This is a genomic window from Allobosea sp. CRIB-10 (assembly GCF_900112185.1).
Classification (GTDB): domain Bacteria; phylum Pseudomonadota; class Alphaproteobacteria; order Rhizobiales; family Beijerinckiaceae; genus Allobosea.
The window spans coordinates 483,331-496,452 of record NZ_FOKP01000001.1 but is presented as its reverse complement, the minus strand read 5'-3'; the positions used below and the strand labels follow the sequence as shown (position 1 = coordinate 496,452).

Below are 13,122 nucleotides of genomic sequence, written 5' to 3'. Positions count from 1 at the left end.
GGCGCGTCGCGACCGGATTAATCCCATTGTCGTCGATGGAGGCCGCGGCAGGGGGCGCGCGTCATGTCGCTTCGCAGCAGAAGTAGCCCTTCCTCGTTGTCACGAGGACGCTGACCTCCCAAAGCGTCCTTTGAGAACGCAGCGCTTGCAGCAAAGCTTTCGGCTCCCTCCCGTGGACGATCCGGCGGAGCTCAGACATGCAGAAGCGTATCCTCGTCACAGGCGGCGCCGGCTTCCTCGGCTGCCATCTCTGCGAGCGCCTGGTCGCCCAGGGGCATCAGGTCATCGCGGTCGACAACTACTATACCGGCCGGCGCGAGAATCTGAGCGCGCTGCTTAGCCAGCCCAATTTCGAGGCGCTGCGGCACGACGTGACCTTCCCGCTCTATCTCGAGGTCGACGAGATCTACAATCTCGCCTGTCCGGCCTCGCCGGTGCACTATCAACGCGATCCCGTGCAGACCACGAAGACCAGCGTGCTCGGCGCGATCAACATGCTCGGCATGGCCAAGCGTCTCGGCATCCCGATCCTGCAGGCCTCGACCAGCGAGATCTACGGCGACCCGGACGTCCATCCGCAGGTCGAGGACTATCGCGGGCTCGTCAGCATCAGCGGGCCGAGGGCCTGCTATGACGAGGGCAAGCGCTGCGCCGAGACGCTCTTCTACGACTACAAGCGGCGCCACGGCGTCGAGATCCGCATCGCCCGCATCTTCAACACCTACGGGCCGCGGATGAATCTGGAGGATGGTCGCGTCGTCTCCAACTTCATCGTCCAGGCGCTGCGCAACGAGCCGATCACGCTCTATGGCGACGGCCGCCAGACCCGCGCCTTCTGCTTTGTCGACGATCTGGTCGAAGGGCTGATGCGCCTGATGAACGTGACCCAGAAGCTCGATGGCGCGGTCAATCTCGGCAACCCGGTCGAGACGTCCATGGCCGAGATCGCGCAGCTGATCGTCGAGCTGACGGGCTCGCGCTCGCAGATCGTCTACAGACCGCTGCCGCAGGACGATCCGCGCCAGCGCTGCCCGGACATCAGCAAGGCGCAGGAGCTGCTGCACTGGGCGCCGAAAGTGCCGTTGCAGGAGGGACTCCAGCGGACGATCGCCTATTTCGACGGCGTGCTGTCGGCGATGCACGATCCCGTGCGGCATGTCGAGGTTGCGAGGGCGAGCTGATGCCGGCCGCGGACCCGCTTCCCCGCGCGCGCATCATGGGCGTCAACGTCAGCGCCATCACCATGGCAGACGCCCTGCGGACGGTCGAGGACTGGATCGGCCGCAGAGCGTGCAACTATGTCTGCATCACCGGCGTCCATGGCGTGATCGAGAGCCAGTCTGATCCCAGACTGATGGCGATCCATGAGCGCGCGGGAATGGCCACGCCCGACGGCATGCCGCTGGTCTGGATGGCCCGCAAGCTCGGCCACGGCCAGACCGAGCGGGTTTATGGTCCGGATCTGATGTTGCGGCTCACGGAACTGTCGGTCGAGAAGGGCTATCGCCAGTACTATTTCGGGGGGGCGCCCGGTCTCGCCGAGCGTCTCCGTGAACGTCTCATCGCGCGCTTTCCGGGGCTCGCAGTCGCGGGCACGTTCTCGCCGCCGTTTCGGCCGGCCACGGTCGAGGAGGATGAAGACGTCGTCCGCATGATCAACGATGCCAAGCCGGACATCGTCTGGGTCGGCCTCAGCACGCCGAAGCAGGAATACTGGATGGCTGAGCATCTCGGCCGGATCGAGGCGCCGGTGATGATCGGCGTGGGCGCCGCCTTCGATTTCCTCGCCGGCACCAAACGCCAGGCCCCGGCCTGGATGCAGAAGCGCGGTCTCGAATGGCTGTTCCGGCTGCTATCCGAGCCTCGGCGGCTCTGGCGGCGCTACGGCAAGATCGTGCCGCAGTTCATGGTCGGCGCCAGCCTTCAGTTGCTCAGCCAGAAAAATGAACTTGCGACTACCCCGAAGAGGTAGATCTAGTTCCAAAAGACAGGTTGTTCCAAAAGAGGTATAGTTCGGTTTAACCACCTGATTTAAAAAGATAAAAATGCTATCACTGGATGCCATTTCTCAGTGGAGCGAAGTAATGTCAAAGAAATCTGTGTTGGTTACAGGAGCGGGCGGCTTTATCGGCTTCCATCTTGTCAATTATCTCAAGGACCGAGGCTATTGGGTCCGGGGCGTCGATATCAAGGACCCGGAGTATCAAGCCAGCTCAGCGGATGAATTCCGCCTTCTCGACCTGCGCGAGATGGATGATTGCCGCGAGGCCGTCCACGGCATGGACGAGGTCTATAATCTCGCCGCGGATATGGGCGGCATCGGCTATATTTCCGGCGCGCACGCCTCGATCACCTTCAACAACACGATGATCAGCGCGCAGATGCTGAAGGCGGCGTTCGACGCCAAGGTCCAGCGCTTCCTGTTCTCGTCCTCGGCCTGCGTCTACCCGCAGCATCTCCAGGACGTGCCCTCGGTCGTGCCGCTGAAGGAGGAGGACGCGTTTCCCGCCGACCCCGAGCCGGGCTACGGGCTGGAGAAGCTCTACACCGAGAAGCTGTGCGAATACTTCTGCGAGGATTACGGGTTCCAGACCCGCCTGGTCCGCTTCCACAACGTCTACGGGCCGCTCGGCACCTGGGACGGCGGGAAGGAGAAGGCGCCGGCCGCCATCTGCCGCAAGGTCGCCATGGCGAAATCGGGCGATGCGATCGAGGTCTGGGGCGACGGCAAGCAGACGCGCTCCTTCATGTACATCGACGATTGCGTCGAGGGCATCTACCGCATCATGCGCTCGGACTATTCCGGGCCGCTCAATCTCGGGACTGACGAGCTGGTCGACGTCAACGGGCTGGTCGACATCGTCGCCGAGGTCTCCGGAAAGACGATCCACAAGCGCCACGACACCAGCCGCCCACAGGGCGTCCGCGGCCGCAACAGCGACAACAACCGCCTGCGCGAAGTGCTCGGCTGGGAGCCCTCGATCCACCTCAGGCAGGGATTGGTCCCGACCTATGCCTGGATCTCGGGCGAGGTGAAGGCGAGGGCCGAACGCGAGGCCGGCATCGCCCATATCCCCACGATCGCGGCTCAGTAGCGCGTCCGCCTTCCTCCAGCTGAGCATCGTCTCGGGAGCTTGTCATGCCGGACATCGTCACGACCCTCGTGCCCGCCTCGATCGGCATGGCAAAGCCGGGCCGGCAGCTCGGTGCCAGCGTCACGCCGGCGCAGCGGCGGCGACTCGTCGCCGCTGCGCTGCTGATCGGAGATCTCGTCACACTGACGATCGTCGCCGGAATCCTGCAGCTTGGCGCGGCGGTCGCCGCGTCCGATACCGACGCCAACATGGCGAGCCTGATCCTGGTCTGGGCTCTGGCGTTGTGCGGCGCCCTAGCTGGTTTCAGCCTGTACGGCTCGGAGCGGGCCGAACCCGTCGATCGCCTCCGCCGTCGCACGCTCGGTAACCTCGTCGCGGCTGCGGTGGTATTCGCCTGGCTCGCAGTCGAGCAGCCGACGAGCCATCTCTGGGGTTTCGTCGTCGCCGGTGCGGGGCTGATCGTCGTCCTCGGCTATTACATCGAGGCGCTGATCCGGGGTGCGCTGCTGCGGCGCCAGCTTTGGACCGCGCCGACCGTCCTCTATGGAACGATGCCGGCCTGCCTGGCCCTGGCGCGCGATCTCGTGTCGCGCCCGGAGCTCGGCCTGAGGCCGATCGCGATCCTTGCGGATGAAGAAGGCGTTGTACCGCCCGACGCCGCGGACGCCGCGGAGTTTCCGGTGATAACGCCCGTCCAGGCCAACATCATGTCGCCGCGCATCGAAGTCGCCCTGTGCGCATCGGGCGATTTGCATGTCGAGCAGGCGGATTGGCTGGCGCGCCTGCCTTTGCGCCAGATCTTCGTCGTCCACGATGCCTCGACGCTCCAGGTCCTCAATCCGCAATTGCGAGCAATGGGCGGATTGCTCGGGCTCGAATTGCGCAGCGCCATTCACATGCCGCGCAATCTGCGCCTGAAACGGATGCTCGACCTCGTCGTCGCGATCCCGCTCGCCGTGCTGGCCCTGCCTGTGGTCGCGGTGCTCGCTCTTGCCGTGAAGATGGTCGACAACGGGCCGGCCTTCTATGCCCAGCCGCGCGTCGGCCGAAACGGCCACGTCTTCAAGGTCTACAAGCTGCGCAGCATGTATGCCGACGCCGAGGCGCGACTCGCGGCGCATCTGGCGGCCGACAGTGCGGCGCGGCAGGAATGGGAGCGCTTCTTCAAGCTGTCGAACGATCCCCGGATCCTGCCGAGGATCGGGCAATTCATACGGCGCTCCAGCCTCGACGAGCTGCCGCAGCTCTGGAACGTCCTGCGCGGCGATATGAGCATCGTCGGGCCGCGGCCGTTCCCGGCCTATCACAACCAGTGCTTCGACACCGCCTTCCAGGCGCTGCGGACTAGCGTGCCGCCCGGTCTGACCGGCCTCTGGCAGGTCACGGACCGCAGCGACGGTGATCTTGCCGTCCAGAAGCGCCAGGACAGCTTCTACATCCACAACTGGTCGTTCTGGCTGGACTTCTACGTGTTGCTGCAGACCCTTCCCGCCGTTCTCCACGGACGAGGGGCGAAATAGCGCGCAGGCGGCGTCCGCTCGACCTGGCCGCATGCGAGGCATCGGCCAGTCTCGATCGCATCTCGGCCCAATCAGCAGGCGAGGCAGGGGACCATGGATCTCTTCAGCGACATGCGCAGCCACCGTCAGCCCGCGACGCTCGCGAAGCACTACGACGCGGTGACGTTCGATTTCCTGTCGATGCTCTGGCGCCGCCGGTTGCTGATCCTCGTCGTCACCTGCGCAACCGCGCTCGCAGCCATACTCTATTTGATCGTGACACCCCCGCGCTACACGGCCGACCTGGTGCTGCAGTTCGACTTCACACGGGAAGACAATGGCGGAGGCAGCAAGACCAGCAGCGTGGCGCTCGATGCCTCGACGCTGGTCGAAAGCGAGGCGCGGATCATCCGCTCCCTCGCCACGGCACGCGCCGTCGCATCGCGGCTCGGCCTCGACAAGAATACACCGACACCGCCTTCATCGCTTTCCAGGCTGTTTGCCGGCGCGACGGAGCTGATCTTCCCGTCATCGGTCCGCAACACGCTGCACAATCTCACCGGTGTCGGCGGCGGATCAGCCGAGCCGACCCAGCGCGACATCGCCGCCCAGAAACTGCTCGGGTCACTCGCCGTTAGCAACGACACCAAGGCCTATCTCGTCACGCTGACCTATCGCGACACCGACCCCGACCGCGCCGCGCTGATCGCCAATGCCTTCGGCAACGAATATCTGCGCCGCAAGATGGAGGCGACCACCAGCGCCTCGCAGCGCTCCAGCCAGTGGTATGGCGCGCAGGCTCAGGAGGCGCGCGCCAATCTGGCGAGGATCGAGAAGGAGATCGAAGCGTTCCGGGTCAGGACAGGCTTCGTCGAGCTCGGGCAGGACGGTGCCGACATCCAGCAGCAGCAGCTTCGCGACATGCTGACCCAGCTCAACACGGTCTCCGCCACGCGGCTGGCGGAGGAGACCCGCCTCCAGCGCGCGCAGGTTTCCCTTGCCGCCGGCAATATCCCGCAGACCAGCGATCTCGGCAGTTCGCCGGTCGTTCAGCAATTGCTGGACGAGGAGGGCAAGGCACGCCGGGCCCTCGACGAGATGGTCGCGGTCTCGGGCGAGCGCCACCCCGCGGTCCAGCGGCTGCGCCTGTCGCTGAGCGCCGTGCAGGAGCGGCTGCAGAAGCAACTGGCGCAATCGGTCGCCAATATCGAGACCGATGTCCAGGCGGTCCGTGCCGCCGAGGCCGCGCTGCGCGAGCGGGTCGCCGCCTTGCAGACCAAGTCGATCGAGGCGAGGGGCCTCGAAGGCCAGCTGCGCACCTTGCAGGCCGAGGCGACGGCTGCGCGCGATCGCCTCAAGCAGCTCTCCGACGCCCATCAGCAGGCGAGCGCCGTCAGCGAATTGCGCCCGATCATCGCCCAGATCGTGTCGCCGGCCGATGTTCCTTCATTGCCGAGTTCGGCCAAGCCGTCGCTGGTGTTGGGGCTTGCCATGGTCGGCGGGCTGATGGCTGGAGCAGGGCTCTCCTATCTCCTGGAGAAGCGGGACCGCGGTTATCGCAGCGAGAACGAATTCGCGGCCGAAACCCGGACCAATTGCGTCGGCCTCCTCCCCAATCTCGATCATTATCCGGGTGGGCTGGAGAGTCTGGTCTTCGCCGAGGCAGTGCGCTCGATGGTCGCCGAGCTGTTCCCGCCGAGTAATCCGCCCAAATTCGTGCTGATCACCTCCTCCGCGCCCGGAGAGGGCAAATCCTTCGTCGCCTCCGCCATGGCGCGTGTGCTGGCGATGATGGGCCAACGGGTCCTGGTCGTCGACGGCTCGCCCCGGCGGCTGCTCCTTGGCCAGAACTTCCCGCATGAGGCGCTGCTCGACCAGTGCCTGCCGCAGGTTGGCGATTCCGGCGGTCCCGGCACGAGCCCGGTCGCCACGGTTCGGCGCGCCTCAGGCCTGCGCGACAGCCAGAACGTCTATTCGAACCCGGCCTTCGAGGCGATGCTGCGCGAGGCACGGGCGCGCTACGACGTCATCCTGTTCGAAGTCGCGCCCGTGCTGCTCTCGGCCGACAGCGCCCTGCTGCGCGAGCATGCCGATACCGTGCTGCATGTCGTCAAATGGAATGACACGCTGAAGAGCACCGTCTCCGCGACGCTCGATCATCTCGCCAGGCTGGGACTGGACGTGGCCGGCGTCGTGCTCAACGGCGTCGATCTCGAGGAGCAGGGGCGCTACGACGTCTCCGATCGCGGCAAGGTCTATCGCAACTACAAATCCTTCTATCAGGCCTCGGCATGAGCCGGCGCCTGCATCGCTACGCCGCGCTGCTTGCGTCGCCGGACATCGGCGCGCCTTCGCCGTCGCGCGGCGGCGGGTTCAGCTGCGAGGCCTGCGGATCGCCCGCGGTCCATCTGCCGAGCGATCTGTCGGGTGAGGCGCTGGTCATCTGCGACGGCTGCCAGCGCCCGGTCGCGACCCTGGCCGCCTTCCGGGCCTATGTCGATCGCCTGGCTGCAAGCGCCCAGTTCTGCGACCACCATCTGACGGTCTGTCACGCGGATGCCGGAGCCGAATCTGACCAGGCCGTGTCGAGCTGACTGCAAACCCACCTCAGGTTTCAGGATTGAGGCGATTCGGGGGCTCGATTCGCGGCGCAAATGGATGAGTTCGGCTGATATCGCCGTTCCATCAACAGAGCCGGCAGTGCCGCCCGCCAGAAACAATCCATTGATATATTGTGTCAAAAAAAGACGACTAGTCCGTTTGGACTAATCCTTCCGAGTACACGTTCTTCGTGCCGGGTAGAAACGAATCAAGGCTGAAGGGTATCTAGGGCTCGATCACTTAGAGTGTTCCAGCCAAAAAAGGAGCCCCTTTATGGCCACATTTTACATCTCCCCAACTGGAAGCGACAACAATACAGGACTTGATGCATCGTCATCTTTCCAAACGTTAGAGCGAGCCGTTGAAGCCATGCGCCAGACCGGCGGTGGCGATACCGTCTACCTCGCTGGCGGTACCTACCATGCCAACGCCCCTCTCAATCTGACGGCCGCCGATTCCGGATCCTCCTTCCTGGCGATGTCCGGGGAGAAGGTCACGATCAGCGGCGGCACGCCCGTCTCCGGCTGGACCCAGGGAGCGGACGGCATCTGGTCGGCGCAGGTGTCCGCCGCCGATGTTCAGCAGCTCACCGTCAACGGCGTGAAGCAGGTCGAGAGTCGCTTCCCCGATATCGATCCGAACGACCCGATCACGGGCGGTTGGCTCTGGGGACAGGACGTGCCAGCGGGCCGGGACCCGACCAACTCATTGGCCTTCAATCCCTCCGATTTCCCGCCCGGGCATGAGCCGAAGGTCGGCCAGACGGTGACGGTGTTCGCCGAGAACGGTTACGCCAATGACAAGCTGACGATCGAGTCGGTCAGCGGCAACGTCATGACCTTCTCGTCCGAGGCGAACTACGACCTGGGGCCGGCGAGCCGCTTCTTCATCTCGGAGCCGGTGCCGGATGCGGTCGGGGAATGGTCCTTCGACAGCGCGACGCAGACCGTCCGCTACAAGGCTCCGGAAGGCTTCACGGGTGAAGGGGCGGTGGCCTCCGACGCTCATAGCCTGTTCGTCGTCGACGGCGCCCAGAACATCACCTTCAAGGGCCTGACCTTCGCCGATACGGCTGCGAGCTCGGGCGATCCGGAAACGGCGGCGATCGAGGCGCATGATGCGACCGGCATGGTCGTCGAAGGCAATCACTTCCTCAATGTCGGCGTCGGCGTCGCCCTGCACGGGGACAGCAGCGGCAATCTGCTGTCGGGCAACAGCTTCGAGCACATCTGGTCGAGCGCCATCGCGATGACCGCCGGGACCAGCGGCAACCGGGTGACGAACAACGTCATCGATCGTTCGGGCGAGGTCTTCGTCCAGTTCGGCGCCATCGACATGCAGGAATCGGCGCAGAACCAGATCGACCACAACACGATCACCAATGTGCCGCGCTTCGGCATTGCCGAGATCAACTACGATCCCGGCAATCCGTCGGGCGGGAACATCATCGAGTACAATGACGTCCGTCATTCCGGCCAGCAGACACCCGATGTCGGCGCCATCTACCTGTACTCGGGCGACGATTCCGGGGCGGCAGGGGATACGATCCGCTACAACAACATCGTCGATGCCGGCGGCCTCAACACCCAGGCCGGTGGCTTCGCCGAGAACTGGAGTTCCGGCATCTATCTCGACAACATGGCCAGCAACGCCCAGATCTACGGCAATTTCGTCCAAGGCACGACGTTCGCCGGCATCTATATTCATGGTGGTTCTGGCAACCAGATCCATGACAACACGCTGCTGGACAACGGCGCTTACGGTATCTCGACCGTCATCGCCGATGATTTTGCGATGGATGGCAACGAGGTCTATCGGAACTTCATCCAGGTCTCGGCCGATGGAAGCAACACAATCGACACCGACCAGACCGATCCGGGCCTGATTCATGACAATGTCTACTACAACCCCGATGGCGGCGAGCTGACGATCGCGGATCTCGCGCTGGCAGCTTTCCAGCAGCGCGGCGGTGATGTCGGCAGCGTCGTGACCGATCAGGCCGGGTTCGCCAATGCCGGGGCGGGCGACTACAGCTTCCTCGCCGGATCGATCGCCCAACAGCACGGCATCGAAACGGCGCCGTTTGGGTCGATCGGATCGTCCCTCTCCGGCGCATTGCCTGAAGTCGGCAGCCCCGTGACGCCTCCGGTCACGCCGGAGCCGCCGGTCACGGTCGAGCCGGAGCCGCCGGTGACGCCGCCGATCACGATCGAGCCGGAAACGCCGGTGACGCCGCCAGTCACGGCCGAGCCGGAGCAGCCCACCACGGTCATCCCGCCGGTCACGGCGGAGCCGGGGACGCCGCCGACCGAAATCCCGGTGACGAATCCGGGGAACCCGCCGGACGTGATCACGATCCCCGAGGTCACGCTGCCGGAGACCGAGCCGGACACTCCGTCGAATCCCGGCGGCTGGTCGGGCTGGGGCGGCCACCATGGCTGGGGTGGTCGCGGCGGTGGCCGCAACTGGTTCCAGGAGATCTGGTCGCGGCGCGACGAAGACGACGACGATCGTGGCGGCGGCCGCAACTGGCTCCAGGAGATCCGGTCGCGTCACGACGACACCGACAACGACCAGCATCCCCAGCAGTCACACTGGCACTGGTAAGGCTCTCTCCCTCTGCACCCGGCTCCATTGCGGAGCCGGGTCGCCATCTCACCAGACGATGCCGGCCTGCAGCGATCCCTTCTCGTCGAGAAGCGGAGTCAGGCCGGCTTCACTCTTTTCTATCGCGACTGCGCTGGGGAACTCGACGAATGCTCTCGCAAACGGTCCGCAAGCTGACGCCCGCATTTGCCTCGCTCTTCGGGCTTTCCTTCGTGCTCAATCTCTTCGTCTTCGTGTCGCCGCTCTACACGATGCAGATCTACGACCGGGTGCTGACCAGCCGGAACAGCACGACACTGGTCATGCTTTCGCTGATCGTGCTCGCCCTGTTCGCGGCCTATGCCGCGCTCGAGCATTTCCGCAGCCGCGCGCTCGTCCAGCTCGGCCTGTGCGTCGACAAGGCGCTGTCCGAGCCCGCCTTCGAGGCCGCCTTCCATGGCGCGCTCGACGCGAAGGGCTCGGCGACCCTACCGGTTCGCGATGTCGAAACCCTGCGGGCGACGCTCTCCGGCAATCTCGTGCCGACGCTGATGGATGCACCCTGGATTCCGATCTATCTCGCCCTCTGCTTCGTGCTGCACCCGGCGATCGGCGCGGTCGCCACGCTCGGCGCCGCTGCGATCCTCGGCGTTGCCCTGCTGAACGAGCGCATCACCAAGGGCGCGCTGATCCGCGCCTCGGAGATCGGCCATGGCGCGAGCGAGCGGCTGACGGCCTCGCTCCGCAATGCCGAGGTCATCAAGGCGCTCGGGATGGGCAAGGCGGTCCGCGGCGAGTGGCAGCGCCGGCATGATCGGGCGCTCGCCTATCACACTGTCGCGGCCGATTGGGGCGGAACGCTGCTGGCCGCGACGAAGCTGCTGCGGCTGGCGCTGCAATGCGCGGTCCTCGGCGTCGGCGCCTATCTCGCGATCCATCAGAACATCGCCGCGGGAGTGATCTTCGCGGCCTCCCTGATCATGGGCCGGGCGCTCGCGCCGATCGAGGGCGCCGTCGGGCAATGGAAGAGCTTCGTTTCGGCCCGCAGCGCCTTCCAGAGGCTCGGCACGGCCTTGAAGGCGCCGTCGGAGGACGGCGAACCGATGTCCTTGCCGCATCCGGCAGGCTCGCTGCGGGTCGAGGGCCTGAGCGTGCGCAGCCCGAGCGGAAACGCCCTGCTGCTACACAACGTCTCGTTCGAGGTGGAACCCGGCGAGATCGCCGCGGTCGTTGGCTTGACCGGTTCCGGCAAGTCCTCGCTGGCGCGGGCGCTGGTCGGCGTCTGGCAACCCGTCCAGGGCGTCGTGCGGCTCGACGGCAACGACATCAGGCATTTTCCCGACGAGCAGCGCGGCCGCATCCTCGGCTACCTGCCGCAGGATGTCGAATTGTTCGCAGGCAGCGTGAGAGACAACGTCACCCGCTTTGATCCCGACGCGACAGACGAGGCAGCGGTCGCCGCCGCCACGGCCGCCTCGGCGCATGAGCTGATCCAGGGCTTCCCGGACGGCTATGCGACGCAGATCGGCGAGGGCGGAGCAACCCTCTCCGGCGGGCAGCGCCAGCGCATCGGGCTGGCGCGCGCGCTTTACGGGCAGCCGGCACTGGTCGTCCTCGATGAGCCGAACGCCAATCTCGACATGGATGGCGATGCCGCGCTGGCGCGCGCTCTGGCGGGCCTGCGCGATGCTGGTGCGATCGTCGTGGTGGTCACCCATCGCCCGCAACTGCTGTCGCAGGTCGACAAGATCATCCTGATGCAGAAGGGCCAGGCGGTCAGGGTCGGCGGGCGCGACGAGATCCTGCCGGTGCTGCTGCAGCCGGGCGGCGGCGCTGCCCGCATCCAGCCGCCGCAACGTGGCCAGACAGGGCAGGTCGAGCCGCTTTCAGCGGCAAGGTGGGCCCGCCGATGAACGCCTTCGCCAACAAGATGAAACCCGTGCTGAACACGATCAAGCTCGCCCTGAACAGGCCGAAACTGCGCCGGCGTCTCGCTCCCATGCTCGTTGTCGCAAGGGACTGGATCCGGCGGGCTGGCGCACCGGTCGAGGGCAGCGGCGATTGGCGTGCTCCGGTCCGCAAGGGCTATGTCGTCGTCGGCCTGGCGCTCGGCGCCGGCGGGCTCTGGTCATTGACCGCACGGCTCGACAGCGCCGTCGTGGCGCATGGCAGCGTCGTCGTCGAGAGCGATCGCAAGGCGGTCCAGCATCTCGAAGGCGGCCTCGTCGAGCAGATCGCCGTGCGGGACGGCGCCGACGTCAAGGCCGGCGAGACCCTGCTGCGTCTCGATACGACGCATGCGGCGGCGCAGCGCAGCGTGGCGCGGCTCGGCGTGTTGCAGGCTTTGGGCGAGGAGGCGCGCTTCACCGCCGAGATAGACCGGCTCGAGCGCATCACCTTCCCGAGCGAGCTGATGGACGCCGCCGAGAACAAGGAGGCGCGCCGGATCATGCTCGACCAGGAGCGTCTGTTCAAGGAACGCCAATCCGCCCAGAAGCTCGAAGTCTCGATCCTGAAGGAGCGGCTGACGCAGTCCGAGAAACAGTATCAGTCGAGCGAGGCGCAGCGCGAGGCGGCGATCAGTCAGGCCGCCAGCATCAATGACGAGCTCGCCAACCTGCGGCCGCTCGCCGACAAGGGCTATGTCGCAGCGACGCGGATCAATCCGCTCAAGCGCTCGCTGACCGACCTCCAGGGCCGTATGGGCTCGCTGGAAGCTGATCTGGCACGGCTTTCGGTCGCCAATGACGAGATCAGGCTGCAGATGAACCAGATCGGACTGCGCGCCACGGAAGAGGCCTCGACCAAACTCGCCGAATGCCGGGTCAAGCTCGCCGATGCGCGCGAGAAGCTGCGCATCGCCGAGGATGTCCTGGCACGCGCCGAAGTCCGCGCGCCACGCGCCGGGCGGGTCGTGGCCTCGAAGATCCATACCGTCGGCGCCGTGGTGAAGCCGGGCGAGACCCTGATGGAGATCGTGCCACAGGATGACGATCTCATCGTCACCGCCAAGATCTCTCCGATGGACGTGAACAACCTTCATCCGGGCATGGCCGCCGAGGTGCGCCTGCCATCCTTCAAGGGGCGGTCGACGCCCTTCACCGTCGGCGAGGTGAAGTCGGTCGCGGCCGATGCGCTGCGCGACGAGGTCTCGCAGCAGATGGTCTACGAGTTGCGGGTCAGCGTCGCCGCGTCGGGGTTCCCCCCCAAGGTCAGGGCCAAGCTCAGGCCGGGCATGCCGGCGGAGGTCTATGTCTCCACCGGCGAGCGCACGGCCATCGCCTATCTGATGCAGCCGCTGACCGATTCGATGCGCTCCAGCTTCCGGGAGGAGTGAGCGC

9 protein-coding genes are annotated in these 13,122 nt (G+C 65.7%); all 9 read left to right on the top strand.

Annotation, left to right across the window (positions count from 1 at the left end; translation table 11 throughout):
• Positions 1-197 precede the first annotated feature (197 nt).
• The 9 genes from BMZ69_RS02305 (at position 198) to BMZ69_RS02265 (ending at position 13,118) form a co-directional block, all read left to right on the top strand.
• A complete protein-coding gene (locus BMZ69_RS02305; RefSeq protein ID WP_092154354.1) occupies positions 198-1,181 on the top strand; it encodes a UDP-glucuronic acid decarboxylase family protein in 984 nt (327 codons plus the stop codon).
• Positions 1,181-1,972: a WecB/TagA/CpsF family glycosyltransferase gene (locus BMZ69_RS02300; protein ID WP_092154351.1), complete on the top strand. Its 792-nt coding sequence runs from the start codon at positions 1,181-1,183 to the stop codon at positions 1,970-1,972. Before BMZ69_RS02305 ends, BMZ69_RS02300 begins: the two co-directional genes overlap by 1 nt.
• 112 nt (positions 1,973-2,084) lie before the next feature.
• The gene (locus BMZ69_RS02295; protein ID WP_092154349.1) at positions 2,085-3,095 is read left to right on the top strand and encodes an NAD-dependent epimerase/dehydratase family protein; all 1,011 of its coding nucleotides are present in this window, start codon (positions 2,085-2,087) and stop codon (positions 3,093-3,095) included.
• Between the two features lie 44 nt (positions 3,096-3,139).
• Positions 3,140-4,615 (top strand): sugar transferase, encoded by a 1,476-nt coding sequence (locus BMZ69_RS02290; protein ID WP_092154347.1) that lies wholly within the window; start codon positions 3,140-3,142, stop codon positions 4,613-4,615.
• Between the two features lie 93 nt (positions 4,616-4,708).
• Positions 4,709-6,889, top strand: a complete 2,181-nt coding sequence (locus BMZ69_RS02285; protein WP_092154345.1) for a GumC family protein — start codon at positions 4,709-4,711, stop codon at positions 6,887-6,889.
• Entirely contained in the window at positions 6,886-7,188 is a 303-nt protein-coding gene (locus BMZ69_RS31475) for a hypothetical protein (RefSeq protein ID WP_175506632.1), read from the top strand. Before BMZ69_RS02285 ends, BMZ69_RS31475 begins: the two co-directional genes overlap by 4 nt.
• Before the next feature lie 376 nt (positions 7,189-7,564).
• Positions 7,565-9,802, top strand: coding sequence for a right-handed parallel beta-helix repeat-containing protein (locus BMZ69_RS02275; RefSeq protein ID WP_175506631.1), 2,238 nt, complete (start codon positions 7,565-7,567; stop codon positions 9,800-9,802).
• Positions 9,803-9,951: 149 nt separating this feature from the next.
• Positions 9,952-11,694, top strand: coding sequence for a type I secretion system permease/ATPase (locus tag BMZ69_RS02270; protein WP_092154340.1), 1,743 nt, complete (start codon positions 9,952-9,954; stop codon positions 11,692-11,694).
• Complete coding sequence (locus tag BMZ69_RS02265) at positions 11,691-13,118, top strand: HlyD family type I secretion periplasmic adaptor subunit (protein ID WP_244543167.1); 1,428 nt, start codon at positions 11,691-11,693, stop codon at positions 13,116-13,118. Before BMZ69_RS02270 ends, BMZ69_RS02265 begins: the two co-directional genes overlap by 4 nt.
• Positions 13,119-13,122 lie beyond the last annotated feature (4 nt).

Excerpts from the sequence above, each read along its gene's own strand:
- BMZ69_RS02305 (WP_092154354.1), top strand. The coding sequence starts at position 198 with ATGCAGAAGCGTATCCTCGTCACAGGCGGCGCCGGCTTCCTCGGCTGC.
- BMZ69_RS02300 (WP_092154351.1), top strand. The coding sequence starts at position 1,181 with ATGCCGGCCGCGGACCCGCTTCCCCGCGCGCGCATCATGGGCGTCAAC.
- BMZ69_RS02295 (WP_092154349.1), top strand. The coding sequence starts at position 2,085 with ATGTCAAAGAAATCTGTGTTGGTTACAGGAGCGGGCGGCTTTATCGGC.
- BMZ69_RS02290 (WP_092154347.1), top strand. The coding sequence starts at position 3,140 with ATGCCGGACATCGTCACGACCCTCGTGCCCGCCTCGATCGGCATGGCA.
- BMZ69_RS02285 (WP_092154345.1), top strand. The coding sequence starts at position 4,709 with ATGGATCTCTTCAGCGACATGCGCAGCCACCGTCAGCCCGCGACGCTC.
- BMZ69_RS31475 (WP_175506632.1), top strand. The coding sequence starts at position 6,886 with ATGAGCCGGCGCCTGCATCGCTACGCCGCGCTGCTTGCGTCGCCGGAC.
- BMZ69_RS02275 (WP_175506631.1), top strand. The coding sequence starts at position 7,565 with ATGCGCCAGACCGGCGGTGGCGATACCGTCTACCTCGCTGGCGGTACC.
- BMZ69_RS02270 (WP_092154340.1), top strand. The coding sequence starts at position 9,952 with ATGCTCTCGCAAACGGTCCGCAAGCTGACGCCCGCATTTGCCTCGCTC.
- BMZ69_RS02265 (WP_244543167.1), top strand. The coding sequence starts at position 11,691 with ATGAACGCCTTCGCCAACAAGATGAAACCCGTGCTGAACACGATCAAG.